At 59.6% G+C, this 25,178-nt stretch carries 23 protein-coding genes and 1 tRNA gene; 8 read left to right on the plus strand and 16 right to left on the minus strand.

The genetic code is table 11. The features are described 5' to 3' along the window. Nucleotides 1–15: 15 nt before the first annotated feature. From FYK34_RS10895 to FYK34_RS10920, 6 genes are all read right to left on the minus strand, one after another. The gene (locus tag FYK34_RS10895) at nucleotides 16–1,374 is read right to left on the minus strand and encodes a sensor histidine kinase (RefSeq protein ID WP_149296382.1); all 1,359 of its coding nucleotides are present in this window, start codon (nucleotides 1,372–1,374) and stop codon (nucleotides 16–18) included. Further along, nucleotides 1,350–2,015, minus strand: coding sequence for a response regulator (locus tag FYK34_RS10900; RefSeq protein ID WP_149296383.1), 666 nt, complete (start codon nucleotides 2,013–2,015; stop codon nucleotides 1,350–1,352). The genes FYK34_RS10895 and FYK34_RS10900 overlap by 25 nt, the downstream gene beginning before the upstream one ends. 69 nt (nucleotides 2,016–2,084) lie before the next feature. Then, the gene (locus tag FYK34_RS10905) at nucleotides 2,085–2,516 is read right to left on the minus strand and encodes a hypothetical protein (RefSeq protein WP_149296384.1); all 432 of its coding nucleotides are present in this window, start codon (nucleotides 2,514–2,516) and stop codon (nucleotides 2,085–2,087) included. 26 nt (nucleotides 2,517–2,542) lie between these two features. Beyond that, nucleotides 2,543–3,331 (minus strand): COG4705 family protein, encoded by a 789-nt coding sequence (locus FYK34_RS10910; protein WP_196782481.1) that lies wholly within the window; start codon nucleotides 3,329–3,331, stop codon nucleotides 2,543–2,545. A 26-nt stretch (nucleotides 3,332–3,357) separates the two neighbouring features. After that, nucleotides 3,358–3,954: an undecaprenyl-diphosphatase gene (locus FYK34_RS10915; protein ID WP_149296385.1), complete on the minus strand. Its 597-nt coding sequence runs from the start codon at nucleotides 3,952–3,954 to the stop codon at nucleotides 3,358–3,360. A 38-nt stretch (nucleotides 3,955–3,992) separates the two neighbouring features. Continuing rightward, complete coding sequence (locus FYK34_RS10920; RefSeq protein ID WP_149296386.1) at nucleotides 3,993–4,328, minus strand: PepSY domain-containing protein; 336 nt, start codon at nucleotides 4,326–4,328, stop codon at nucleotides 3,993–3,995. A gap of 140 nt (nucleotides 4,329–4,468) precedes the next feature. Here FYK34_RS10920 and FYK34_RS10925 point away from each other — a divergent pair, with 140 nt between their 5' ends. The 3 genes from FYK34_RS10925 to FYK34_RS10935 all read left to right on the plus strand — a co-directional run bounded on the left by FYK34_RS10925 (nucleotide 4,469) and on the right by FYK34_RS10935 (nucleotide 6,513). Beyond that, complete coding sequence (locus FYK34_RS10925; protein WP_149296387.1) at nucleotides 4,469–4,684, plus strand: hypothetical protein; 216 nt, start codon at nucleotides 4,469–4,471, stop codon at nucleotides 4,682–4,684. A 391-nt stretch (nucleotides 4,685–5,075) separates the two neighbouring features. Then, nucleotides 5,076–5,459 carry a DUF1249 domain-containing protein gene (locus tag FYK34_RS10930; protein WP_149296388.1) on the plus strand — a complete coding sequence of 128 codons (384 nt, stop codon included), beginning with the start codon at nucleotides 5,076–5,078 and terminating at the stop codon, nucleotides 5,457–5,459. 109 nt (nucleotides 5,460–5,568) lie between these two features. Then, nucleotides 5,569–6,513 (plus strand): hypothetical protein, encoded by a 945-nt coding sequence (locus FYK34_RS10935; protein ID WP_149296389.1) that lies wholly within the window; start codon nucleotides 5,569–5,571, stop codon nucleotides 6,511–6,513. Nucleotides 6,514–6,600: 87 nt separating this feature from the next. On the opposite strand, the gene FYK34_RS10940 is transcribed toward FYK34_RS10935, so the two are convergent. The 7 genes from FYK34_RS10940 to FYK34_RS10970 form a co-directional block, all read right to left on the minus strand. After that, the gene (locus FYK34_RS10940; protein WP_149296390.1) at nucleotides 6,601–7,077 is read right to left on the minus strand and encodes a hypothetical protein; all 477 of its coding nucleotides are present in this window, start codon (nucleotides 7,075–7,077) and stop codon (nucleotides 6,601–6,603) included. A 62-nt stretch (nucleotides 7,078–7,139) separates the two neighbouring features. Then, entirely contained in the window at nucleotides 7,140–8,324 is a 1,185-nt protein-coding gene (locus tag FYK34_RS10945) for a DUF3396 domain-containing protein (protein WP_149296391.1), read from the minus strand. A 22-nt stretch (nucleotides 8,325–8,346) separates the two neighbouring features. Then, entirely contained in the window at nucleotides 8,347–9,585 is a 1,239-nt protein-coding gene (locus tag FYK34_RS10950; RefSeq protein ID WP_149296392.1) for a VRR-NUC domain-containing protein, read from the minus strand. Nucleotides 9,586–9,590: 5 nt separating this feature from the next. After that, a complete protein-coding gene (locus FYK34_RS10955) occupies nucleotides 9,591–12,413 on the minus strand; it encodes a type VI secretion system Vgr family protein (RefSeq protein WP_149299925.1) in 2,823 nt (940 codons plus the stop codon). A 168-nt stretch (nucleotides 12,414–12,581) separates the two neighbouring features. Beyond that, nucleotides 12,582–12,854, minus strand: a complete 273-nt coding sequence (locus FYK34_RS10960; protein WP_149296393.1) for a hypothetical protein — start codon at nucleotides 12,852–12,854, stop codon at nucleotides 12,582–12,584. A 532-nt stretch (nucleotides 12,855–13,386) separates the two neighbouring features. Beyond that, nucleotides 13,387–16,356 (minus strand): plasmid replication protein, CyRepA1 family, encoded by a 2,970-nt coding sequence (locus tag FYK34_RS10965; RefSeq protein WP_168209714.1) that lies wholly within the window; start codon nucleotides 16,354–16,356, stop codon nucleotides 13,387–13,389. Nucleotides 16,357–16,703: 347 nt separating this feature from the next. Further along, nucleotides 16,704–17,090, minus strand: coding sequence for a DUF3775 domain-containing protein (locus tag FYK34_RS10970; protein ID WP_149296395.1), 387 nt, complete (start codon nucleotides 17,088–17,090; stop codon nucleotides 16,704–16,706). Nucleotides 17,091–17,175: 85 nt separating this feature from the next. Here FYK34_RS10970 and FYK34_RS10975 point away from each other — a divergent pair, with 85 nt between their 5' ends. Together FYK34_RS10975 and FYK34_RS10980 are read left to right on the plus strand one after the other, a co-directional pair. Then, nucleotides 17,176–18,261, plus strand: coding sequence for an IS5 family transposase (locus FYK34_RS10975; RefSeq protein ID WP_149296396.1), 1,086 nt, complete (start codon nucleotides 17,176–17,178; stop codon nucleotides 18,259–18,261). Nucleotides 18,262–18,664: 403 nt separating this feature from the next. Next, on the plus strand, nucleotides 18,665–19,825 hold the full coding sequence (locus tag FYK34_RS10980) for a tyrosine-type recombinase/integrase (RefSeq protein ID WP_149296397.1): 1,161 nt from the start codon (nucleotides 18,665–18,667) through the stop codon (nucleotides 19,823–19,825). A 50-nt stretch (nucleotides 19,826–19,875) separates the two neighbouring features. Here the strand turns inward: FYK34_RS10980 and FYK34_RS10985 are convergent, their stop codons facing one another. The 3 genes from FYK34_RS10985 to FYK34_RS10995 all read right to left on the minus strand — a co-directional run bounded on the left by FYK34_RS10985 (nucleotide 19,876) and on the right by FYK34_RS10995 (nucleotide 22,231). After that, entirely contained in the window at nucleotides 19,876–20,253 is a 378-nt protein-coding gene (locus tag FYK34_RS10985) for a hypothetical protein (RefSeq protein ID WP_149296398.1), read from the minus strand. A gap of 11 nt (nucleotides 20,254–20,264) precedes the next feature. Continuing rightward, entirely contained in the window at nucleotides 20,265–21,704 is a 1,440-nt protein-coding gene (locus FYK34_RS10990; protein ID WP_149296399.1) for an FG-GAP and VCBS repeat-containing protein, read from the minus strand. Between the two features lie 65 nt (nucleotides 21,705–21,769). Next, nucleotides 21,770–22,231 (minus strand): zinc ribbon domain-containing protein, encoded by a 462-nt coding sequence (locus FYK34_RS10995; protein WP_149296400.1) that lies wholly within the window; start codon nucleotides 22,229–22,231, stop codon nucleotides 21,770–21,772. Nucleotides 22,232–22,385: 154 nt separating this feature from the next. Between FYK34_RS10995 and FYK34_RS11000 the strand changes: the two genes are divergently transcribed. From FYK34_RS11000 to FYK34_RS11010, 3 genes are all read left to right on the plus strand, one after another. Further along, nucleotides 22,386–22,718, plus strand: a complete 333-nt coding sequence (locus FYK34_RS11000) for a helix-turn-helix domain-containing protein (protein ID WP_149296401.1) — start codon at nucleotides 22,386–22,388, stop codon at nucleotides 22,716–22,718. A gap of 159 nt (nucleotides 22,719–22,877) precedes the next feature. Further along, nucleotides 22,878–22,951, plus strand: a tRNA-Gly gene (locus FYK34_RS11005). Between the two features lie 59 nt (nucleotides 22,952–23,010). Further along, nucleotides 23,011–25,161: an AsmA family protein gene (locus FYK34_RS11010; protein WP_149296403.1), complete on the plus strand. Its 2,151-nt coding sequence runs from the start codon at nucleotides 23,011–23,013 to the stop codon at nucleotides 25,159–25,161. Nucleotides 25,162–25,178: the final 17 nt, after the last annotated feature.

Here is a 25,178-nt window from a genome sequence, read left to right on the forward strand (position 1 = left end):
CGGCTCCGCCGACGCTCATCGGCCTGCCATCTCAGGCTTCGCGGACTCCCTGACGACAGGGAGCCGCACCTCCACCCGCAGGCCTTGCTCGTTACGCTCATCGCGGAATGACAGCCTCACCTCCGCCCCTATGCGCTCCGCGATGGTCCTGACGATGGACAAGCCCAGGCCGGAACCGGGCTGCCCGCTGCCCAGGCCGCGATAAAACGGATCGAACACGCGCGGCCACTCCGCGCGGGGAATGCCCGGCCCGCTGTCTTCCACGCTCAGCGTCGCGCAATCGCCGTCCACTGCCATCGCTAGGTCCACGCGGCCGCCGTCCGGGGTATAGCGGATGGCGTTGTCGACCAGATTGCGGACCAGGGCGAAGACATCCAGCTCGTTGGCCCATACCCAGGCGTCGCCGTCGCCCTCCACCCCTATGTCTATGCTCTTGGCTTCCGCCAGCGGCAGCACATCCTCCAGCACCCGCCGGTAAACGCCTTGCACGGAAACCGGCGCGGCCAAGGCCTCCGGCGCGGACTGGGCGCGCGCCAGAACCAGCAACTGCTCCAGCAGATGGCGGCCGCGCGCGATGCCGCCGCGCAGCGCGGACAGCCGGCCTCTCGCTTCCTCGGACAGATCGGCTTCGGCCAGCCGCTCCGCCTGCAGGGACAAGGCGGTCAGCGGCGAGCGCAGCTCGTGCGCGGCATCCGCGACAAAGCGCCGCTGCGTCGCCATGGACTGCGCCACCCGCCGCAGCAGGCGGTTGATGGCCAGGACGAAGGGCCGTACCTCGACGGGCACGGCGTCCGCGTCCAGCGGGTGCAGCTCCCGCTCCGCGCGCCGGTCCACTTCGACGGACAAAGCGGCGATGGGCCGGAACAGCTGGCGCACCAGCCTGGCCACCATCAGCAGCAGAACGGGGATCAGCAGCAGGATCGGCATCACCGTGCGCAAGGCGCCGTCCCTGGCGATTTCGTCGCGGAAGCTGTCCTCCTGCGCCACGGCGATGCGCTGCCCGTCGCGCATGGTGCGCACCAGCACGCGGAAAGTTTCGCCGCCGGACTCCACCGTCTGCAGCCCATCCCGCAAGCTGGCCGGCAAGGGCAACGCGCCCGGCTCCCGGCCCGCCCCCAGCCGCTGCACGATGACGCGGGACTCCTCATCCCCGCCCGCCGCGCTTTTGCCGCTGAAGTCCGCCGGCAGCCCCTCCCGCGCCAGCAGCGCCGCCACCTGGCGCAGCACGTCGTCCTGGAACTCATGCGCCTCGTCGAAGGCGGAGAGGAAGGAAAACGCGCCGGCCAGCAAGCCGAACAACAGGATGGCCAGCGTCAGTCCAAACGACAGCCTGAGCTGCACCGACTCGCTCAGCCGTTTTTTGAAACCATCCATCCCAGCCCCCTGACGTTCTTGATCGCCCCGCTTCCCAGCTTGCGGCGCAGGGCGTGGATCAGGTACTCCACCGCATTGCTCTCCACCTCTTCGCCCCAGCCGTAGATGCGGTCCTCCAGATCGCCGCGCGACAGGATGGCGCCCGGCCGCGTCAGCAAGGCATGCAGCAGGGCGAACTCGCGATTGGACAGCGGGATGGGCGGCCCGCCGTCCACCGCGGCCTGCCGCGTCGCCGGGTCCAGGCTGAGCGCGCCGTTGCCCAGCAGCAGCGCGGCGCTGCCGCTCTTGCGCCGCAGCACGGCGCGCATGCGCGCCAGCAGCTCCGCCATCTCGAACGGCTTGAGCAGGTAATCGTCGGCGCCGCCGTCCAGCCCGCGCAGGCGGTCATCCAGGCCGTCGCGCGCGGTCAGGATCAGCAGCGGGATGGCATTGCCCGCGGCCCGGATCGCGGCCAGCACCTGCAGCCCGTCCTTGCCCGGCAGGCCCAGATCAAGCAGCGCCAGGTCATAATGCTGACAGCCCAGCGCCGCCAGCGCGGCGCCGCCGTCGCGCACCCAGTCCGCGGCATGGCCCTCGTCTTTCAAGGCCGCCTGGACCGCCTCGCCTATCATGGCGTCGTCCTCGACCAGCAATACCCGCATCGTCGCCCCTCCCGCTTGATCTCGCGCCTCATGGTAGGGCGGCGCGCGCGCCGCCCGCAATGCCCACGCTCAGCGCGTGCCGCCGGAGCGGTCGAAAACCGCCAGCAGATTCGACATCGCCGCTTGGCAATCCGCCTGGCTGGGCGCATCGGCGCGCAATGCCGCCAGCGCGCGGTCTATCGCCCGATCCAGCGCATGCCAATCCTGCGCGTCGCGCGGCTTCAGGCCGGCCTCCGCCGCGTCCCAGGCCACTTCCAGATCCTTGACCCTGGCCTTGGCCGCCGGCAGGCTGCCCTTGTCGACCTGGCTGGCCACGTCGGCGGCGATGGCGCGGAAGGCGCTCAAGTCCCCCAGGCGAGAGGCCGGCTGGACAGCCGCCTCCGCGGCCGGGGTTGCGGCGCGGTTCGCCGCTTGTTGCTTGGAGCATCCCGTCATCACGGCCAATAGAACCAATCCCAGAACGGCGGTGGTCGGCCGCCCCCAAAAGTGCAGATGTCGCATGGTTTCTCCCGAGTAAGCGACCAACATCATTCCGTAGCCGGAGCCGCTTGGCGCCCCAGCATGCCCAGTTGCGCCGCAACCACCAGCATGACAATGACGGACAGAAAGAGGCTGCTGGTCCACATCGCGCCCAGCCCCATGCCGCCATAGGTTTTGGCCTGGGTCAGCCAATCCCCCAAGGCCGCGCCAAATGGCCGGGTCAGGATATAGGCCAACCAAAAGGTCAGCACCGCGTTGCCGCCCAGGCGCCAGGCGGCGTAAGCCAGGCCTATCAACAGGCCGAACACCATCGCCCCCAGCGTAAAGCCCAGTCCCAAGGCCTCCGTCGCCAGATCGCCAGCGGCGGTCCCCAGGGCGAAGGTGCATAAAATGGCCGCCCAGTAAAACCCCTCGCGCCGCGACGTAACGATGTCATGAATGGACAAGGTGCGCTCCATCCGGTGCCAAACCGTGAAAATCAGCGCCAGCAGGACGGCGAAGACGGACGTGCTGACATACAGGCTCACGCCCAGGCCGTCCGTCAACAGATCGGTGATCTGGGTGCCCACCACGCTCACCAGCACCACAGTCAGCCAATAAATCCAAGGGGTATGGCGACGCGTGCGCAGCTGCCATGCCAAGGCGGCCAGCAACAGTCCGCCCATCAGCGCGCGCGTGGCGCCCTGCCCCCATCCAGCATTCACCGCCAGATAGTCCGCGCCGGTCTCCCCCACCGTGGTGGACAGAATCTTGATGATCCAAAAGGTCAGCGTGACCTCAGGCACCTTGCTCAGCCAGGAGGCTGAAACCTGGGTGGATTTCGCATTCATAGTCATATGCATCGCTCCTCAATATGGCCTGCTCAGCCGCGCATCCAGCCGTCGGCGATCAATTTACCGAACAGCGCGCGGTGCGCGCATGACGCCAGCCGATACAAACGCTCCAGATAAAACCGTCCTCCCCACTGGCTCAACCCTGCCGCCATCCACGCCACCGCGGCCGCGCCCAGCATATCCAGCGGAAAATGCACGCCCAGGTAAATGCGCGCCCAGGCGATGGGCAGCCCCAACGCGGCCAGCGCGCCTCCCCAACGACGGAACCGAGGCTGCCACAACAGGCTGAAGGCGACGGACCACCACAGGGTCAGGTGATCGCTTGGGAAAGAGGAATCGGCCACGTGCGGGATCAGGGTATGCCCCAGCCCTATCATGAACGGCCGCGGGTGCTGCCAGACCAACCCTATCAACTGGTTGAGCAGCAAACCGCCCAAGCCGGCCATCGCCGCCGTCAGCATGGCCTTGCGCGTATTCTCTTCGCCGCGCAGCCAAGCCAGGCCAAGCAAGAGCGGAACCAGCCAGATGAGATACTCCGCGCAGCCCACCGCCAGCGCGACAAGTCCGGTAGCCGGATGGGCGGACGCATTCATCCACATGAACAGCGCGCGATTAAAGGCTTCCATGGCATCTCCCGGCATAGAAGGCAGACCGCAAAGCAGGCTCAGTCCTGACCATCGCCGTCATCGTCGTGATCGGCCCGATCCTCTTTCGACGACAGCACCGCCCCTTTGACCGGGTCCACCTTGACATCGAACACCTTGCCGCCCGCGGCCACTTCCACGTCATAGCTGCCGCCCAGGCGAGAATGCTCGTATTCGGCACGAGCCGCCTGGCCGTTGACATGCTTCTCGGCAATGGCGATGGCCTGGCTTAAAGGGATTTTGGCTTGGGAAACCGCCAGGGCGTCATTTTCCATGCCGCTCCTGGCGGCATAGGCGGCCGCGCCGCAAGTGAAAATGACGATGGCCAGCAGCGAAAGCTTGGAATAGCGGTACATATCGGTTCTCCAGATCACGCAGGGATTGCGTAACCAGGAGAATAAGCAGGCAGACTTAGCCAAGACTTAGCGCCGCGCAGGCCTTAGCTAGCCACGCAGCCGCGGGCGGAATCACTTGGCGAGCGCGTCAGGCTGCTCAGTTGGCTGGCGCGCACTACCCTTCCATAGAAACGCTGGAGAAGATGGCCACGGCGATGAACTTCGAGCTGAAGGACTTCTTCGACTTCGACAACCGGCCATCGGTGGAGGAGTTGCGCAATCAGGTCATACGCGCGGCCCAGGAGGCGAACTACGAACTGCTGGCCAAGATGGTCGGCGCGCTGCTGGAGCCTGCAAGTCCGCGCCAAACCCACTGACACCGGCCGGCGTTCCGCATGAATCTTTTCGCATCAATCACTTAGCGGGCTGAAATCCGCAGCCACTTCAAAATCCGCTTCAGCGAATAGATTTGCTGCGGCGCAAAACCTTGCCAAGCCCTCTGAAACCCGCTAAATTCGTGGGCTCCAGCGAAGCGCGCGGGTGTAGCTCAATGGTAGAGCAGAAGCTTCCCAAGCTTTTCCACCCGTTTCGCTGCCGCGTTTCACGCGGCTTTCAGCGCGGCCGCCTCGGCCAAAAACCAATAAAACCACGGCAATCAACAAGTTAGCCGCCCCTTCCGTTTTTATCCCGCCCTATCAGTCCGTCCCCGTTGTCCGCCGCCTGCTGAAGCCATGATGCTTTCCGCTTCACACCACGCGGAGACGCTCCATGACCGTCCAGCAGCAAAACTTCGAGCGGTTGCAGCAGCTGTTACCCAACCTGCGCACCCTGCCCCCGGCGATGAAATTGAAGGCTCCCGGCTTCATGGACTTGAACGTCGATGTGCTGGCCAAACGCGGGCAAAAACTGGTTATCGCCTTAAGCCATTATTACAAGCACTCGTCAGGCGACATGATCCCGGACCCGGACATGACGATGGCGGTCTACTTCGCGAACAGCACCGTCGAGGCGCTGTCGTATCAAGATTGCTTTGGCTATCGCCGGGCTTACCGCGAAGACATGTCGGTCGAAAGCCCAGCCATCCAGCAGGAGCTAAACCGCTTCCTTGCCTTCTGGCTGCGCAATCTGCTCAGTCAGGGACATAGCGCCTGAGCCTGAGGCGGGACATGATCCCGCCGGCTTAAATTTCTAACAACTACCCATCTTGAAATCATGGTATTCATCACAAAATTGAAATCACCATGACAACAGCAAGGGCTGAATGATGGAAAGCGCACAGGATAAAGTGACCGGCTTGATCGTCGAAGCGGAACAGCTTTGGCAAATCGAAAACGTGGACCAAGAGCGTTACATCTGCCGTGGATGCGGCATAAAGGTAACCCCCGCATCGTACAAGCCAACCAATAAACCGCGTCCGTACTTCGCCGCCAAGCTTGGCCACTACGACAATTGCGATGTGGAAGGTGAAGAAAAGCTAGTGAAACGTGGCCAGTCCGAACGCCTGACCCATCCCCTTAACGGTTTCCCGGCATCTTACCCATCTCGTCTTGTTCTACTTGATGATCGTGAGATCGTGGATGCCGGCGCATCTGGCGTGGCAGGGACAAAGACATCGGTTCAAGGTAGCCACGGCAGCACAGGTACTGTGCCATCCCACCCTCGCCGTCGTTCTGCCAACACTATTCGCCCAATTTGCCGGGCCTTCATCAACCTGCCCTATGACCGAGACCTCCCCCTGGAAATTCCGGGCGTCAACGGCACCGATTTCCAGTCCGTATTCAAACGTCTCCGCAGCAACGGCCTTCAGCGCTACCCAGGTACTCACATATTCTATGCGCCGATCCGCTGGAGCCAGCCCATCGAAACCGATGAATTCCTAGAAGTGTTGCTGGATGCGGGAGAACGTGAACCCGGAGGCCGACTGATTCCTGAAAAGGCCCATCGCCTACGCATTGACTGGCATGACTGGAGCGAGTTCAAGCGCCGATCCGTGCGCAACGAGATGGCGGTTGGTAAGCAAGAAGCTATCGAAGCAAGAAAAAATAACAAAAAAATCAATGGCTGGGTCTTCTTCCTTGGCCAACAAGACCCTGATGACATCTCCTTATTCCAAGTATCGGACCATCGACTGGTTTGCTGTCTTCATGGTGAAGTCATCTACCCTGACCTGGCCAAAAATGACAAAGCCCTGACAACAGGTCGCTGACACTGCTACGCCCCCAAGACTACGGAAACAAAAAAAGCGGGAGGACCGATAATCCTCTCGCTTTTTACGACCTGCCTCGCAACGAACTCAGCTAAACAACGCGTCCTGCCTCGGCTCCGACTCTGGACACGCTTGATCAAGCAGTTGGTCTAGCGTCAAACCCGACAGCTCTGCTGATTTCTTACGCGAAATCGTCTTGCCTTTGACTGCGCTGGCCTGTATGCCAGCAAGCTCCGCCAGCATCTGCCGATCCGCCAAATTGCCCGTCACGATGTAGTAATACCGGGCGGCAAACGACCACCAATCAGGTTCGATCCGTTCCGGTTCCAAGCGATATACCAATCCGCTGGGCGTCGCAACAATTGCGGACAGCCGGTCATCGCCGACCGCAACCAACGCAGTGATCTTGCTGTTATCAGACTCGCCCTCTGCCTCGCCTGCCGTGCCTTCTTGCAACGGCAAACCCGCCGCCCGCATTCTGGCCAGTAAACGGTCCGGCTCAGCAATCACCACCTTCGATGCCCAGGTTACACCTTGGCCATCCAGCTCAACTCGCGCATTCATGTATCAATCCCCCGCGTTGACTACCGATCCAATTTCCCAGCTAGCCTTGCCGAAACCCACGATTATTCGCGTTCCAGATACCAGATCGTGCCCCCATATGCCGAGCCCGGAAAGTCAGGCATGGTCTCCCCCTTATCGAAAACACGCCGTGAGTCGGCCTTGGCCGGCGTCCACCAGATGCCATCTTCAGGACACGGCTTACCGGCTTCGCAACGCATCCCCGCAGGCTCGGCATTTTCAGTTGGCGCATCCGTCAATGGCGCGTCATCGAATCGGGCATACCACGCCAGCGTGTTGGTCTTGGTAAAACCTTCGGCATCATCCATGCAGGTATGCAGCTGATCAGGGTTCTGCACCCTCACCGACTTCAACACTCGATTGACCGCCACATAGGCGGGTGGATGGCCATTCTCAGGAGCCCCAACATCGGGCAATGCGCCAGCCTGGATAATCAGCCTGCCGTTGTCGGTTTCTTGCACGCCGACATCAGGCAGCTGGAGTTGCTGCTTCAGCGCAGCCATGCCGCCCAACTGCTCGATATAGCGTGGTCCCAGCAAGGTCAGCCAGTTGACGCCTTTAATTCCATTACGCAGCTCAGTCAGGTCCAAGTGAGGGGCGGAATCCACCATCAGGCCGCTATAACGTTGCGCCATCTGGAACTCGTAAGGCTGAAACTGGTGGTAATCATAGGGGAGATTGAAGCTCAGGCCAGCATAGCCATGCTCCACATCCAGGGCTTCACACAAATATCGCACCCAATCCTTGAACTGTTGCTCACCCTCCGGGGTTTCCAGCAGCTGCCACGGCAATATGATCTTAACGTAGGACAACACCCCGTAAGGATCACTATCTGCATGCGAAGTAAACGCCGTGATGGAATATGCAGCGGCCGCCTCACCATTCTTTTCACTTTGCAAATCCCAAGAAAATGAGCCCCCATCATCCACACGCGCCTGAAGTTTTTCTTTTGCCTTCATGAGGCTACCCTTGCGAAGGCTTGTGAAGCTACGTCCGCTCAAGCTATGAAACTGTCCTTGCAGATGCTCACCAAACTGCTCGACAAAACGATCAACACAGCCGAGCACCTTGTAGCCCACATCGCGTTGCCCGCCATGACGGAAGTACACCGTGCAAATCAGGCCCAGCCTGACCAATACCACCCCCTCAGGGGTCACGCCTTCAATAAAATCCACCTGACTGGCGATGCGGGCATACGCCTGCATGCGCTGATATTCTTGAATGCTCATTTTTTAATCAGTTATCCCGTCATCAAGAGGCGGCAGCCAACGCGCCGCCACCCAGCATTGCTGCAACGGCAGCCCACGCTGCGGCCCCGATTTCCACCAGTGCGGTCAATGCAGCCACCAACCAGCCGCCGAGCACGAACACTACCACAACGCCCGCGACAACCGCTGCCACCGCCAGCAGGCCCTTGCCGATATCCAATAACACCTGCGTCCAGTCTATCTGGCGCAAGGTCTCCAAGGTCAGGTCGGTGCAACGCTGGATTTCCTCCCATGCTGCTCGCAACTGGGCACTGGTCCAACTCGCGATGCGTTGCCCCTGTTCGTTGACGAAATGCCAAGTCTCGCTGGCCTTGTCTTGTAGCCAATGCCCCGCAGTAAACAGCCATGGCGCGTGCTGCTTCAATTCCGCCTGTACCTTGGCCGACAGCTGCCCCACCGCCTGACGTAAATCCCTGGCGATGGCCTTGCCATCCTCGGCTAAGCTATGCACCAGTTGCTTCGCCTCATCCAGCCATGCTTCATAAAAGGCTGGGTCTGGTAGCGACTGTGGGCCATATACCGGCACTCGCCGATTCTCTCCACGCGGGATCCCGTCCGCCCTGGGCGCGAACATCGGGGAAGGTTGTTTCACCGGCTCGGTCTGCCTTTGCTTTTCACGTGGAGGAATCACGTGCAATAGTGTGAAGCGATCACGGCCTCCCGCGATCTGTTGATAGGATATGGCTTGCTCTCGACCCAAACTATCGCCAGGGAACTTAATCTCGACCAAGCGGTGCAAGTTGTCTCCATGTGCCACGCCATCATGATCGGTCGTCGCCCGTCCTGGCCAACGCATAGCCTTGTTTTTCACGATGATCAGGTCAGGACGCCGTAGCCAGCCTTTGCGCATGCCTTTCGGGAACGGCGTCAGAGAGTGGCGGCGGTTGGGATTATTACCTTGCGTGGTGCTCAGGAAGGGCTTTGGTACGCCAGTCGGATCGAGTGGCATATCAAAGCAAACCTCGGCTTTGTAATACCACAAGAACTCGTGCAGCCATTCGTCGGCAATGATCAAACCACTCATCACGACCTGGCGCGCATTGATGGTTATTGATCTGCCCGATTTGCTCACGCCAGTCCGTACGCTGGGCGACTTAATAGCTACATCCGCCTTGGGTTGCAGATAGGGCTTGTTTTCCGATGTCGGCAGCTTGGCGTATTGCCGATCTTCTTCCAGGCGCGTGACGCCGTTTCCGGCCATTTTGGGTGTCAGGGTGGTCATGCGGTTTATCCTTGCTGGGCGTCATTGCGCATTTCGAGCCCTAGCTCATGCTGACTGCCCCCAGCCAAATGCAATGTCTCGGTTTTCTCCGGCGCTTTTTCCGTTACCTGCAAGTCCATCCCTTCCGGCTGCCGGCTCATGGCGGTCATCGTCCAGCCTTGCTGATCGGTATAACCGCTGATCGCGCGTCCGCCTGCCTGTTTGATGGAATACGCGCGGCCAATCAATGGCTCGCCGGTTTTCTGATCTTGCAGCTGGAACCGTCCGCTATAGACCTTGCCGAAAGTTGGCATTCTGTAGTTCAAGCTGGCCGGACCACTCAGGTTGTGCTGCGCGCCTTTCACGCTGACGGTGCCGGGACAATGCACCTCGATATTGCCGCCCGCGAGGCGGATGTATGCGCCGCCGCCAGCGTTGAGCAGGATTTCCTCCTTGGCCGCGATGGTTATGCGGTCCTTGCAGGAGGTGATGGTGACATCCTTGTCCGCGGTCAACTCCATGGCATCGCTTTGCGCCTGGATCTGCACCCGCCCCTTGGCCGCGATCAGCTTGAAGGCGATCTTGTCCTTCACCCCGCCGACAAACAGGCTGATGTGCTTGCCGACATTGTGCAACCAACGCCGCCCGCTGGTTTCGTTGTAATCGCGCTGAGCCAACAGATTGAGATTCGTGCCCGCGCCCAGAGTCTGGCTTTGCTCCGTGGCGCTGACAATGCCCGCAGGACCGGACAGCACCAGTAAGGCTTGTTGCCCTGGCTGCGTTTTGCCCATTTTGCTATCTGGATCGGTATTGCTCCCCGCCTCCCATGCCTGCATGGCTTCGAACTGATGCATGAGATGGCCAGTGTCGGCCTTGTCTTGCTTGCTGTTATCCAACTCAATCCGATCCGGGCCGATTTCCATGCGGTCTGCCAGTTGCCCAACCGCCAGCTCATCCATGGCTTGACCCAATGCCACAGCAGATTGCAGCTGGCTTTGCGCATGTTCGCGCGACAGTTGCTTGCCGCTGGCACCATTTTGGGCCTCGGTCGTAAGCAGCAATCCATTCGCGGCACGGATAGCGCCATGATTGTCAGTGCGCAGCTCAAAACCGTCGCCGCGCGGCTGGGCCTTGCCATTGCTGCGAGGGTGGGTCAGGAAGCCCTGATTCAGTTGGGTTTTGCCCGGTTCGCTGGACAGCTTGGCGCGCACTTCGCCCGGCGTATCGTCGAACAGCAGCTCGTTGTAGCCGCCGCCCTGATGTTCCTTGGACTGAATGCCGGATAGCGTCTTATTGGCCGGCAGGCTGCCCGCGCCGCTGAAGTTTGGCGTGGGGTGGCTGCCGTTATACAGCACGCCCTTGACCAAGGGTCGATCGATGTCACCCTCGATGAAGTCGATCAGCACTTCCTGGCCGATGCGCGGGAGGAACTGATGTCCAAACCCCGCCCCTACCGAGGGCATGGCCACACGCAACCAACACGAGGATTTGTCGTCCATGCCCGCGCCTATCGTCGGGTGCTCCTCTTGCCTTTGCCAGTGCAGCTGCACCTTGATCCGGCCTTGCTCGTCGGTATGCACTTCCTCTCCCGCCGGCCCCACCACGGTTGCGGTCTGACAACCGGGGCTGGTGGGTTTGGCATGCGAGGTTCCCGCATAGGCCGGCGTCAATGGGATGCCTCGCCGCTGTGCCTGAATCGAGGTGGCAAACGGCGCGGCATCTTCAGCCACGCCGACATGCCGGGCCAAATCCGTCGGCAGGTTGTTGCGGACCTGTAGCGTCTGCCCGGTTACGACGAATTCGCGCTTTTCCGGCGCATCGCCGGCATGGGCCGGATGGTCATCCAGGCGGAACCATTCCCCCGGCAGGAGGCCGCGTACCGTGCCGCCCCCGCTGAACGACTTGGCTTGCTGATCATTGGCCTGCTGACGCAACTCGGCATAGCGCCCGAGTGCTTCCTCGTCGCTCGCGTAGTACAAGCCGGGCGCGTCGTAATGGGTCAGGCTGCTTTGCAAGACTTGACCAGCCGGTCCTTGCTCGATACCGCTGGCTTGCTGCCCTTGCAGGGCCGTCACCGGCTTGTAATCGAAGCTGGCCAGCGCCACGCTGCTGGGGACAATCTGTCTGGCAGCCTGCCAAGTCGTGAGACCGTCTTCGTCTTCGGTTGCATCTGCGCGATGGAAACGCACCCGTTCCAGCTTGGCAACCGGCAAGGCATGGGCATCATCGAAAATAGTCAGTTGAACTTGCGGACCATCCTCGTCCAGATGGACAAACCGCCAGCCGAGCCCTTCCTCATGCAGCAGGCGGACGATGAAGTCGAAGTCGCTTTCCCGGTATTGCACGGCATAGCTGCGAAGATGCCCCGGCTTGGCCTCGAACTTCAGGGCCTGCACCCGAGCAAAGGCCAGATTGGCTGCCTGATGTTCGCTGATGATCTGCTGGACGATGTCGGCCACCGTCATGTCCTGAAACACTCGCGAGGTGCGACGATGCCGCAGCAAGGAGAACGGCGACTCAATCGACAGCTCGTACTTGGCGAACCCGCCATCGGCTCCCAACTGCCGAACTTGGCTGACCACACCACAACGAATTGCCTCGCCGCCCATGGCATCTTCCATGCCGATCCGCGCCGACAGGCCAAGCAGGGATTTCAGTTCGATATTGCCATCCGGCGACAGGCAGGTCAGCTGATAGCGGTATGGCTTGGCGATGCCCTCCACGCCATCCAGACTCAGCGGCAATAAGGATTGGGGAGCAATCGCGCCATCGCCAAGCGACAGCGTCAGCATACGTCGATCTTGGGTGAAGGCCGAGGCAAAGCTGGCCAGCAGTGCATTCAGGTCCATCAACATGCCATTCATTAAGAAGACCGAATATTCTAAAAAGCACTGCCTATCAGAACAACCCAACGCGTCAAGATTTTTGCCAGACCTGCACAAAAGGCCAGTCAGTTCATAAAAAATCCCCTCGGGCGCTTGCCGGAGGGGATGGACTGGCTGGGCTTGGGCTGTCGTTCAGCGCGTCAGCCTGCACTTGATGATCTGGTAATAGGTGGCCGCGCCCGCCTTGGTCAGTCCGGCCTTGGCGACGAACTGCTCGATGATGTCCTGCCGGGTGACATCCTTCACCCGGATCATCTGCTTGTAAATCTCGGTCGCCACTTCCATCTTATTGACCTTGGCGTCGGCAGCCGGCTTGGCCGCCTCTGCCGGTGCTTGACCCGGCGTTGCCTGAGCCGGCTTGTTTGTGGGAGTCTGGGAAGTCGCTTGGGCTTTCGGGTCGTTCATGTAGTGGGCTCCTGGGGTGATGTGCAATGCGGACACCTTCCCTCCCCGCATCCGTCAGGACAACGGCAACCACTGGATTTTGACCCTAAATCGAGTGATCCCACGCGAGCGGCCACTGCATTTCTCACTTCACCTTCAGCGAATCCCCACTAACCCCTTCATTTCACAGCGCAATATCGACCCCGTCATAAGCTTTGCTGGAAGCTATAGCATTTCACCCTGTGGACTTTGACCGCCTTGCCCCGTCATCCCCCAGCAGGCTGGGCCATGCCGGTCGCCGCGTGAATTTCAATCTTTCGCTACGCGATGCGATTCGCGCCGTGAGTTTTTAAATTCACAGCGGTCATGCTGCCATCCCGTCGCCGAGGATAAGCACCCTCTCAATTAGTTAAAATGCTAATCAGCGGCGCTTATCCGCCGACCCATGCTACCCACTGGCTTGCATCGGGGCGCGGGCGGATAAGCGCCGCCATAATAGCATTACATCAATTTTAGAGGATGCTTATCCTCCAGCCCGGAGGCCGGGTGAATATCACTTCTTCCATTTAAAACGGGCAGCAAGCTGATCTAACTGGACATGCCCCCGCTCATCCAAGCTGAAGCCATCCAATGCATTTCTCGCCAGATACCGCTTGGCATAGGTGATCGACTGCTGCATCCTCTCGTCATTCAATGTATACAAATACACCCGCTTTCCATTCTGGTCCTTCTGGCCAATTCTCTGAGTCGAAATGGCCATCAAGCCAAGCAGCCTGTTCAGCTGCGACATCGGTTTCGCCAACACATTCTTATTCACAGGAATTTTCAACAAGGTTTCAACCCGTACGGCATGAAACTGGCAATACGCTGCAAAGTCCGAGAGCCGTGCATGCATCAACTCCCCCTGGCAGATCAAGCCGTCCTCGGTTACTTGAATGTGCGCACGCTCAAGCAATTCATGCATCAACTCACGCCGCAGCACCAAGCTATTGCTCGGCATGCGGTCGGATTTGCGTTGATCATGAAATCGCGCGAGATCTTCGCTCATCAGCACATTGGCCAATAAGCGAATCCGCTCCCGGTGCCGACCGTCGTCATCCAACTCGACCAATTCCTGGCTAATCGGCTCCTCATAAAACAGCTCGATATAATACCGGGTCAAGGCGACTTGCTCATGCGGACTCAGCGAGCGGCGCTGTTTCGTGATATTCAACTGATCGACAGCCTCCTTATCCAGCGTCTTGGCTTGGACTATCGCTTGCACGCGCGCCTCTTCCATCTCCTTTCTCGCGTCCATCAAGCGTATGGCGGCCTGGCTCTTTGGCCTGTCCTCGTCATCCTCGAAGCCAATCAGCTCGACCATCCACCCCTGTGCCTTCTTGTACTCGATAAAGTTAGCGCGCAGATTGTTCAGCGAAGCATTCCGCTTGGCGTTCACGTTCGCCAGGAGCCAAAGCAACAACGGATCGACTCTCGGACGGTAGTTCTCGTCAAAGCCATGACACATGGACTCCATGTCCTTGATGTACTCGCTTTCCAGTCGATACGCCCCATCGAATATCTTGAGCGGATCAACCAGCCTCATCTCCCGGCGAGGATTGATCCATACCTTGACCGCCTTGGGATTGCGCACACGTCCCAGTTGCTGATCAATATCGAAATGCGTCGTTACCCCGCCGACGAATATGCCATATACGCAATCGATCAATGCTTCGTTCATCGGAAAGGTGATGTCGAAGCCCGTCCCCACCGAGGGCGAAGCCACCATCACGTCGTAGTCCAAGATCGCATTCGCCAGGTCGTTCAGCTGTTTGCGGACTGCGGCCTGCCCCGAGTTATGGCTGGTCACGAGAAAACACCGCTTGCCCGACTCGGTCATGACGTTAGCCAACGCTTCCGCTTGTTTTGCGGAATTGGTCGCCACGAACAGGCGTTGCCCCGCCTGCAAGGCATCCATCAAGTCTTGCTCCAATTCGTCCTGCTTGGCGAACAGCTGTACCGCGCGGCCCTCTCCGGCGTAGCTGTTGTAGTACACATTCGGGACCTCCTGCCAACCACGTACTGCCATTAGCAGGTCCTCGGTGATCTCGCTCAAGTCGGCATCGGCGGCGATCACGGTCTTGGCCTTTTTTAAGAAATGGGACAGCAGCCCCCAAACTCGACCAATGGACTTGATTGTGTCTCCGAACAAATGCGCCCACACCTGCTCGGCCTCGTCGATGATGACCACATCAAAGTTCGGAATCACCTTGGGCAGGGCCGGGCTAAGCCGCTTGGGCAGGCTGTCCAAGCAAATTGCATACCCCGCTACGCTCTCGTCGTACCCCTCTTCATCATCGTCCAAGTAACAATGCAACCCCAGGCGAGCGGCCAACGCGCTCACGAGAACTTGTCGATGTCCGATAACCAGCACCCGCTGTCCACGGGCGCGCAATTTCCGAACCAGCTGAGTTAACTGCTCGGTCTTGCCGGTGCCCTTGCCACTAATCAGCAAGCTGATACCGGGTGCGTCCTCGATGGGTCCTAGCCAACGTTCGTGGTAAGTCCGCGTCGGTTGATATAACAAACTATTGGGAATGCCTGCCAACTGCGCATCGGCCACCTGCCCTTCCTCCCAGTACTGGCGCTCGGACAGGCTGTTCACATACTCGCTGAAGTCGTAGTGCTCGACGGCATGGACACGTTTAGGCCAAAAGCTGGCATCGCAACTGCTGCAATAGATGCCCTTTCCACCCGTTTTGCTCACCGTCACGAAAGCGCTGGGATGCTTATCGGCATGAAACGGGCAATGTACTGCCGTATGGTGATCCAATTCCGCAAGATAACCCGTGTGGCCATTGGCCAGCTGGATCGGCATATCGGGATCGATGGTTTGCTCACCCCTCCTTCCCGTGCCAGATCGGATCATCGTTCCTTGCGCTTGCTCGCCCTGCGATGGCAAGGAAGGCAAAGCGCACAATCGGGCTACCTCGTTAGCCGGCAGCACATTGCCCAACACCCAGGCCGAAGTGCCGGCCTTGGCCCCGAAGAACATGCGGGCGGTATCTCGACACGATGGATCCGCCTGCGGCAGTTCGAGCAATATCCCGCACATCAGGCTGCGAAGCTTGTCGGCATCGACAATCACCTCGTCCAACACGAACACCACCCGCCAACGCGGCTTCGCCTCGGTATGGCTAGGCGTTGCATAGATGGCGGCGGCATACTGACGAATCAGCGGCATCGCCAGCAAGGCGTCGTAGGCCAAGCCATCGTCAAAGTCCGCCATGACCACATTGGTTTGCTGAAAATACTCACGGCTGCGACGGCCAGAGAACTGGCCAGTAATCGCATAGCCGGATTCGATGAAAGCGATCAGCTCGGCGAAGCGGGTCTCTCGATTGATGAAGCCACGGGCTAAATACTGTTTAACCGCATCATCACTCAGGTCGGGCTTGCCGATGAGTTGCGGATTGCAGGAGAAATACAGGGTCAAGCCATCAACCGGCTGGTTGCTGGTTTGCACTAAAGAAGGTGTGGTCATTGCCATCACTCCGCGCTGAGGATGACGGCAAATTCATGAGACCGATGGATGCAAAAAAACCGTCTCAAATGATGAACATGCCGACACCCGAAGGTTGTCAGAATTGTTCAACGAGACGGTCATACCGTTTGTGGCCCTTCTCTCACGAGAAGCTAAGATGCTTCGCTCCAGCACTGCCCAAACTCAATCCTCCCCCACAGTCCGTCATCAAGAGTGCCGGAGGTGAAGGAATCCTAGCCTGCTTCCAATCTAGTCAAAACAAAAATATTTAACTTGCCATTTCAACTGAATATAGCGAACGGGATCATATTTCAATATGACCCCTGAGTCAACATACCTAAGCGTACTTAGCTCACAGAGAGCACCTTCTCAATACCACGTTGCAGATAAACAGCAAGCGGCATTTTCTCAGCTAAACTAGCCCTCACTCCATTGTCATCCCATTGCATTGACAAGCCACGCAAGTAGTCAACCATCTGCGGAACGGTCGAGTCACCCAGCTCATCACGACCCAAATACATGAGCACAATGAAGTCATACGCCTCTGCAGTAGTCAAGTTTGCAATGGCGTTGTCCAAGTCCTTCGCCGATTGTTTTTCCTCTGGCAAAACAGGCATCTTCCCAATCCCAAACGAGATAGACTGACAAGGCCCCGCATCCGAAGCCCTCCTCTCTGCCAGACTCATGATTTCCTTCAACCTCGGCGAAGCCAACAGTACTCTTAGTTTATTCACGATGATCCCCTAGCAGGCCGTTGAAAAACCAACAGCCATTCATTTGGTATAATCATCAACATCCAACGAACCGCGAAAGCACCCGATGAGAGGCGTCCGCAACGACAGTCAGACGAGCCTGTTCAGCTACATCCAGCTGGAAGATCGCATCCCGGCCAATCACCCGCTGCGCAAGATCCGCCAGATGGTCGATCTGGTGCTCGGCTCGATGAATGAGATATTCGACGGCTTATATTCCCGGGTCGGGCGGCCTTCGATTCCGCCCGAACATCTGCTGCGCGCCTCCCTGCTGCAAGTGCTCTACACCATCCGCTCCGAGCGGCTGCTGGTCGAGCAACTGGACTACAACCTGCTGTTTCGCTGGTTCGTCGGTCTTTCCGCCGATGCCCGCGTATGGGATCACTCGACCTTCTCGCAAAATCGCGACCGCTTGTTTACCGAAGACGTCGCCCGCGCCTTCTTCATTCGCGTACGCAGCCTGGCCGAGTGGGGCAAGCTCACCAGCGACGAACATTTCAGCGTCGACGGCACGCTGATCGATGCCTGGGCTTCGCACAAAAGCTTTGTTCACAAGGATGACGACACGTCCCCACCCGCAGGGCGCAACCCGGACGTCGATTTCCGGGGCGAGAAGCGAAGCAACCAGACGCATCAATCGCGAACCGATCCGGAAGCGCGACTGGCCCGCAAGAGCGCCGGCGACGCCAGCCGCTTGTGCCATATGGCCCATATCCTGACCGAGAACCGCAACGGTCTGGTTGTGGACGTCTCGGTGTCCGAGGTCAATGGCCACGCCGAAAACATCGAAGCGCTGAACCTGTTGCTGCGCAATGCCAAGAAAGGCAGCACCGTCGGCGCGGACAAGGGCTATGACACGCCTGCTTTCGTGAACGGCTGCCGAGGCTTGGGCATTACGCCGCACGTGGCGCGCAAGCGTGTCGGCAGCGCCATCGACAGCCGCACCACGCGCCATGAGGGTTACGCGATCAGCCAGCGGCGACGCAAACGGATCGAGGAATGCTTCGGCTGGCTGAAAACCGTCGGAGGCCTTCGCAAAACCAAACTGATCGGCCGGGCCAAACTGGCCGGGCAAACTTTTTTAGCGTTTGCGACCTATAACCTGATCCGCATGGGCAGCCTGTCCGGTTGCTGGGGCGGATCGCATGTATAGGGCGTATTGCGCCCAAAATCGCCGGATAACCGGCAAACAGCCTGAAAACTCAGGCAGAGAACGGATTTATGGGCATTCAGCCCGCTGAAACCGCCCATTTTTGTTCATACGGAAATGGGTTGGGGCAAGATCGACGTGTTTTTCAACGGCCTGCTAGGCAACCTGCCACCAATTTGGCATATAAACATAGATAGGGTCGCACACATGCTGCTTCAAGACCCGAAGCTATTATTTTTGCATACCTCAGCTGTCGGCGGATGTCGGCGGATAAGCGCCGCCGTATTAGCATTACATCAACTTTAGAGGATGCTTATCCTCCATCGCGCGTGGCCAGGTGACGGGCCGTTGAGCTTATGACGTACGAGAGGGATGGTATAGCCATCACGAATCAGGTAGGAACGTCATGGCTTTACAGAAACGCAAGAACAGCACTAACTGGCATTATTTCTTTCAATACAAGGGTCAACGCTACCAAGGCAGCACCGGCACGGCTAACCGAACCAAGGCGCTTCAGGTCGAGCGCGATATCCGGGCCAAGCTGCATGGCCAGCATTATCTCGGCGAGGCGGAGACCATCAGCTTGATCGACGCGATGCGTCAGTATGTCGAGGCTCGGCAAGATCAGGCGTCGTACAAGGGGCGGCTGTCGATCATCAACAAGGTGCAGGGCTTCAAGCTCGATCCTAAGACGCTTGCCAAGCATCGCTGTTACGGCCTGCCCGTCTCGCTGCAATTGCATGACTTGCAGACCAAGGACATCGAGCGGCTGGTCCAGCGTCGGCGTGCCGAGGGCGACAAGCCGGCCACCATCAAACACGAACTGGGCTTAATCCGGGCAACTGTGCTGGAAATGAAGCGGCTCGGCTATCGCGTCAATCCCGACATCGTGTTTCCCACGATTAAAACGCAGTATCGCTTGCGATATCTTGATGAAAGCGAGGAAGCGGCGTTATTGCGCGAGCTCGATCCGGCGTCGAAATTTAACGGCTTAACGCCGCAGGAATCGCGAACCAGCGAAATGCAGCGAAATTTGCAGGACAACTACGACTTGGTGGTGTTCCTGCTGGATACCGGCTGCCGCTATTCCGAAGCGGCCAACCTGCCTTGGTCGGCGGTGCATCTGGAATCGAACACCATCCACCTATTCCGCAGCAAGGTGCGCAATGAGGATGTGCTTTATCTGACCGACCGTCTCAAGCAGGTGCTGCAACGCCGCTGGGAGCAACGGCGACAAGGGCAACGCTATTTGTTCGAGAACAAGCTGGGGCTGGAGCGGGGTTATGCACCGCAGGCGATTCGCAAGGCGATTGATCGGGCGGGACTGAACGACCCGAATGTGATCAAGGAGAAAGGCGGCAAGGTGACGATCCACACCTTGCGGCACAGCTATGCCAGCAAGTTGGTCAAGCTCGGCCTGAGTCTATATGAAGTCTCAGTGCTGCTCGGTCACCAAGATACCAGCATGACCCGGCGTTATGCCCACCTCGCGCCCAACGAGGCTAGCCGCAAGGCGGTGGACATCATCAATCAGATGCAAGCCGTTGGGGCGGATGCCGCCCGATAACAAAAAAGCCAGGGACAGGCCCTGGCTTGGGATGGCTCAATCCAAGACAGCTACTGGCCGTTCACTTCCATCAGCGCTTGGCAGTTCTTGCCGTCCACGCACAGAAATGCCTTGCCCTTGCGGGTCTGAATCAACGTGACGTTGCGCACGTTGCCGAAGACCTTCTGCATGGTGTTCAGCGGCGACAGCACGTAATAGGTCTTGCCGTTATCGTCGGAGACCTTGGCCTCTTGGTGGTGCATCTTGACCTTGGACAGATCGAGGCTGGGGTCGTTGACCATGCCCATTTCCGGCACATCCAGATAGCTGGTGGCGCAGACATTGGCCGTGCTGGCCAGCCCGTACTTCTTGCTGATTTGGCCTTCATCCAGGGCGTGAGCCGCCAGCGGCAACATCAGGGCGACAGCGGCAAGATAAGATCGGTGCATCGGGTTTCCTTTCAGTAATAGGCGTAGCTGCTGATCGTGAGGCGCTGCTGACTGGGGTTACTGACGGCGCCCACCAGCACCTTGTGTTGACCGACGGTGACGGGCACCGCCATTTGCATTTGCGCCTGCAACGGGGTCGGCAAGGGCATGGGCTGATAGACGCCGTTCTGATTCAACAGCACGCTGGAGTCATGCCCAGTCAAGGCATCGCCCGTGCCGCCCAGGTTGACCACGATGTCGTGGCCGCCCTTGCCTTGCATGTCGGTCTGGTAGAAATAAGGAATCCAGCGCTCGAACTGCACGCCCGGCATCACTTGGCTGGTCACGTCCTGCCAAGCCAAGCCCTTGCCCAAGTTCTTCAGCACTTGCAGCCTGCCGCTTTGGTAATACGGGGTCTGCGCGGTCTGCGACAGGATCAGGCCCGGCTGATCGCTGCCCGCGATGGGTAGTGACTGGATTTGCACGGTGTTGGTGTTGAGCGCGCCATACAAGCCGGGCGGCAACGGGATCGGCTGGCCATTGAAGTGCCCTTGCCCATCGTTAAGCCAGATCGCGCCGGCGGATTGGCTATTGAAATCCGAACCCAATACCAGATCGGGCTTGCCGTCACCGTTCACATCGATCAGCGCGGCGCTGAGGAAACGGCCGGGGTGGTCGCTGCTCGCCAAGGAGGGATTGGACACCTCGGCCGGCAGGATGGTGTTGTCGTATTGCAATTGGCCATTGGCTTGCGCCTTCAACACATAGGGACCGACCCAAGGGCCGCCCACGGCGGGATTGCCGACCACATTCGGGCCATAGTACTGCGCCGGCAGCTTGGCATTGATGGTCTGCCCCAGCACGCCGACCAAGATGTCGGGCTTGCCGTCGCCATCGATATCGCCCACGGCCAAAGAGTGGGTGGTGCTGACGATGGGCGGCAAACTGGAAGAGGCATCCTTGAAGGCATGGGTGGCCGGGTCCCAAATCAGCAGGGCTTGGGCTTCGCCGTTGGCATTGGCCAGATCATCGTGGCCATACGCGCCGATGAACAGGTCGGGATAGCCATCGCCATTGACATCGACCACGCGGATATCGCGGATCAGAATCCGGCTGTTCTGGATCGAGGCGGGCAGGATTTGCTGGGTCACGTCCTGCACCCGGTTATCTGGCGTGACCTTGGCCACCACCAGTTGAATCGGGTTGAAGTTGCCGTTCCAGAATTCATTGCTGCCGGAGTACATCACATAGGCGGCGTCCTCGCCCGGCACTTGCCACGTTGCCGAAGCGACCGTGGTGCCGGTGTACGGAATCGCCACTTGGCTCGCCTGTTGCCAACTGGCTTGATGGGGTGGCGGGGGCGTGCTGCCGCCATTGCCGGTGGCAGCCCCATCACCGCCCCCTCCGCCGCAGCCCAGCAGTAACAGGGGCAGCAGGCTAGCCAGCAAGGTGCGTTGCGGTATCGACTTCATCACGGGGTCCTAATCGTTGTAGGAGGAAAGGGCATTGAAAAGTGTTTGGCTCGGCGCAAAACGCTTCATGGCTCCAGCAATCCTTGCTTTTGCAGCAACTTGCGGAAGTAGCGCTCGTCGTTGCTGCGCCAATCAGGCTGATCCGCCGAGTAGTCCAAGGCCAGCCAGCGCTCGCCGTTGTGCTTGGAGATGAATAGCCATGCCACTCGCAGCAGGCCCAGAACGATCAGCAAGCCGCCCAGCCATTGCACCACGGTCACCATGCTGAGAATGCCGCCCAGTATGAGCAGGATGGCAATCTGGGTTGTCGGATCGCCCAAGCCTTCCCGGTAGGTCTGGATCATCAACAGCGGCCCTTGTCGTCTCCAGCGGTAGCCGTCTGGCAGGTCCAGCCCGCTTTCCAGCTCGGCCAGCAATTGCTGCATGGCGGGGGGCGTCCAATCATTGACCGCCCCGCAGTGCGGGCAGTTGACGGCGGTGGTGGCCAGGGATTTCTGGCAGGTTGGGCAGGTAATGAGTTTGTCCATGCGTTTCGCTCTCGCACTAGGCTCTATGTGCTACCTTACAGCCAAAAGGTAACGTCATACGTTTACATGAAGCGATATCGTAACGTATGACGTCGTAGAGGTCTACGCTTTGAGTTGATTAACTATGGGATGTAGACATCAGGAGTAGAGAAACGTGGACACGAAGACGCTCATCGGCAAGCAGGTGCAATCGCTGCGCAAGCGCAAGGGCCTGTCTCAAGAGACCTTGGCCGAATTGGTGGGCATAGACGCCAAATCGCTCAGCCGACTGGAGCGTGGCGCGCACTACCCCTCCATAGAAACGCTGGAGAAGATGGCCACGGCGATGAACTTCGAGCTGAAGGACTTCTTCGACTTCGACAACCGGCCATCGGTGGAGGAGCTGCGCAATCAGGTCATACGCGCGGCCCAGGAGGCGAACTACGAACTGCTGGCCAAGATGGTCGGTGTGCTGCTGGAGCCTGCACGTCCGCGCCAAACCCACTGACACCGGCCGGCGTTCCGCATGAATCTTTTCGCATCAATCACTTAGCGATTTTAAATCCGCAGCCACTTCAAAATCCGCTTCAGCGATTAATCTTGCAGTGCCGCAAAACCTTGCCAACCCCGTTGAAACCCGCTAAATTCGTGGGCTCCAGCGAAGCGCGCGGGTGTAGCTCAATGGTAGAGCAGAAGCTTCCCAAGCTTACGACGAGGGTTCGATTCCCTTCACCCGCTCCAGCCGCTTCCCTCTCCTCACAGAACAACCCTGCATGCATAGCCTCTCCGAGCGAAATCCAATGAAATTGAACTCAGGCCGGCTGTGGCTAAGAATCTCGACTTACGGCTTGTTGGCCGTGGTAGCGGCGCTGCTGTTGATCCGCGCCCTGATTTATTGGCAATTCGATGAAAGCGCCGTGCGCAGCAGCTTGAGCCATGCCCTGCAAGACAGCGGCCGCACCGTGCGCATAGAAGGCCGCATCACCCCCACGGTTTTTCCATCCCCGGGTCTCGATATTGAACGCGTCAGCATCAGCGAAGCCGGCAAGCCGGACATTTTCGCCCGTGTCGAGCTGCTGCGGGTTTCCCTGGCCTGGATGCCGCTGCTGCTGGGCAATCGCGAGATCAAATCCGTAGAGCTGTACGGCCCCAGCGCCACCATCAGCCGCGGTCCGGATGGCCGGCTCAATCTGGCGGATTTGTTCCAGCGCCATAGCCAGACCGGCTACAGCGTCAAGCTGGACCAGCTGCGCATACGCGAAGGCACCCTGCTGGTATCGGATCAGCAGACGCATACCGACAAGCGCTTCTCCAGCATCAGCCTGGACGCGGATGGCCTGCGCGGCACCGCCAAGCTCAGCGCCGGCGCGGTGCTGGACGATGATAAGCGTCCGGTGCGACTGGCGTTGAACACCCCGCTGTCCATACAGGACGACCAGGTCAGCCTGCCGGAGCTGGACGCGGTGGCGATCAGCACCATCCAGGGCCTGGGCGAAACCCGGCTGGGCATTGCCGGCGCGTATAAATTCAACTTCGCCTCCCTGCAGGCCACCGGCAGCGACGTCACCGTCAGTTTCAGCAGCAGCCGCCCCAGCAGCGAGGTCAAGCTGACCCTGCCCCAGGTCAATGCCAGCCTGCACGAACTGACCATGCCATCCGGCAGCCTCAGCGCCAAGCTCAGCTACGCGCGCAGCCAGTACCAGCTGCAAGCGGCGCTGGACAATCTGAAGCTCAGCGAGAGCGGCCTATACGCCGACAAGCTGGATGGCGAGTTCAACTGGCTGGCCGGCTCCTCCAAGGTCAACGTCAAGTTGAACGCGCCGCTGTCCCTGGCGGGATTGAACGACCTGCGCATGCAGCCGCTGAAGCTGACCAGCACCATCACCACGCCTGCGCTGCCGCGCGGCAGGCTGGTCGCCAGCATGGACGGCATGCTGGACGGCGATCTGGACGAGCCGCGTTTCAACCTGCGCGTGGCCGGCAAGCTGGACGGCTCCGACGTGTCCGCTACGCTGAGCCAGTACGGCCTGATCAAGCCGCGCCACGAGGCCATGCTGTCCATAGGCAAGCTGGACCTGAACCGCTACCTGCCTGAGACCCACGGCGACCCGGTGGCCATCTTCCAGAATGCCGATGAGATTCCGTTGGACTGGCTGGACTTCTTCGACCTGAACGGCAAGGTTTCCATCGGCGAGCTGGAAATGGGCCGCTTCCGCATCAACAACATCAGCAGCAATGTGCGCATCAACCCGCGCGCCTTCGAGCTGGACCAGATGTCGGCCGACATCTACGACGGCCGGCTGCAGGGCGACGCCTCGCTCAGCCGCCGCGAAGTGCCGCACCTGGAGGTGAAACAGACGCTGCAAGGCATGAAGATACGCCCGCTGCTGATGGACCTGTTCAACTTCAGCCGGCTGGATGGCAAGGGCAACGGCAAGATAGACGTCAGCGCGGACGGCAAATCCTTCGTCGAGCTGCGCAACACCCTCAGCGGCGATGCCGCCTTCAGCCTCAACAACGGCGCCCTGACCGGCATCGACCTGGTGGCCGCCTTGAAAAACCTGCCGGCGGAGCTGAAAGAGTGGAACAGCACGGCGCAGAACGACCAGAAGACCACCTTCTCCACGCTATCCACCAGCCTGAAGTTGGACAAGGGCGTGGCGCGCAGCCAGGACCTGAAGCTGGCCTCGCAGCTGGTCAACGTCAAGGGCGGCGGCAAGCTGGACCTGAAGCAGAGCATCGTCGACTACGCGCTGGACGTGCAGGCCAATCCGCAGGAGTTCGCCCGGCTAAAAGGCGTCAACGTGCCGCTGAAGATCACCGGCCCGATCAACGCGCCGGTCTACGCGCTAGACTTCAACGCCATGGTCAAGGGCAAGAAGACGGAAAGCGAGAAACAGCAGGCGCTGAAGCAGCAGTTGCAAAAGCAAATCACCACGATTCTGCCGTAACGGCAAGCCAGGCCAGC

Origin of the sequence: Chromobacterium paludis (assembly GCF_008275125.1) — a bacterium.
GTDB classification, from domain to species: domain Bacteria; phylum Pseudomonadota; class Gammaproteobacteria; order Burkholderiales; family Chromobacteriaceae; genus Chromobacterium; species Chromobacterium paludis.

Coding starts and splice junctions, on each gene's coding strand:
- FYK34_RS11010 (WP_149296403.1), top strand. CDS start 23,011: ATGAAATTGAACTCAGGCCGGCTGTGGCTAAGAATCTCGACTTACGGC.
- FYK34_RS10975 (WP_149296396.1), top strand. CDS start 17,176: ATGAGAGGCGTCCGCAACGACAGTCAGACGAGCCTGTTCAGCTACATC.
- FYK34_RS10935 (WP_149296389.1), top strand. CDS start 5,569: ATGATGGAAAGCGCACAGGATAAAGTGACCGGCTTGATCGTCGAAGCG.
- FYK34_RS10920 (WP_149296386.1), bottom strand. CDS start 4,328: ATGTACCGCTATTCCAAGCTTTCGCTGCTGGCCATCGTCATTTTCACT.
- FYK34_RS10980 (WP_149296397.1), top strand. CDS start 18,665: ATGGCTTTACAGAAACGCAAGAACAGCACTAACTGGCATTATTTCTTT.
- FYK34_RS10930 (WP_149296388.1), top strand. CDS start 5,076: ATGACCGTCCAGCAGCAAAACTTCGAGCGGTTGCAGCAGCTGTTACCC.
- FYK34_RS10960 (WP_149296393.1), bottom strand. CDS start 12,854: ATGAACGACCCGAAAGCCCAAGCGACTTCCCAGACTCCCACAAACAAG.
- FYK34_RS10965 (WP_168209714.1), bottom strand. CDS start 16,356: ATGACCACACCTTCTTTAGTGCAAACCAGCAACCAGCCGGTTGATGGC.
- FYK34_RS10950 (WP_149296392.1), bottom strand. CDS start 9,585: ATGACCACCCTGACACCCAAAATGGCCGGAAACGGCGTCACGCGCCTG.
- FYK34_RS10985 (WP_149296398.1), bottom strand. CDS start 20,253: ATGCACCGATCTTATCTTGCCGCTGTCGCCCTGATGTTGCCGCTGGCG.
- FYK34_RS10995 (WP_149296400.1), bottom strand. CDS start 22,231: ATGGACAAACTCATTACCTGCCCAACCTGCCAGAAATCCCTGGCCACC.
- FYK34_RS10945 (WP_149296391.1), bottom strand. CDS start 8,324: ATGAGCATTCAAGAATATCAGCGCATGCAGGCGTATGCCCGCATCGCC.
- FYK34_RS10915 (WP_149296385.1), bottom strand. CDS start 3,954: ATGGAAGCCTTTAATCGCGCGCTGTTCATGTGGATGAATGCGTCCGCC.
- FYK34_RS10910 (WP_196782481.1), bottom strand. CDS start 3,331: ATGACTATGAATGCGAAATCCACCCAGGTTTCAGCCTCCTGGCTGAGC.
- FYK34_RS10955 (WP_149299925.1), bottom strand. CDS start 12,413: ATGGACCTGAATGCACTGCTGGCCAGCTTTGCCTCGGCCTTCACCCAA.
- FYK34_RS10895 (WP_149296382.1), bottom strand. CDS start 1,374: ATGGATGGTTTCAAAAAACGGCTGAGCGAGTCGGTGCAGCTCAGGCTG.
- FYK34_RS10900 (WP_149296383.1), bottom strand. CDS start 2,015: ATGCGGGTATTGCTGGTCGAGGACGACGCCATGATAGGCGAGGCGGTC.
- FYK34_RS10940 (WP_149296390.1), bottom strand. CDS start 7,077: ATGAATGCGCGAGTTGAGCTGGATGGCCAAGGTGTAACCTGGGCATCG.
- FYK34_RS10990 (WP_149296399.1), bottom strand. CDS start 21,704: ATGAAGTCGATACCGCAACGCACCTTGCTGGCTAGCCTGCTGCCCCTG.
- FYK34_RS10905 (WP_149296384.1), bottom strand. CDS start 2,516: ATGCGACATCTGCACTTTTGGGGGCGGCCGACCACCGCCGTTCTGGGA.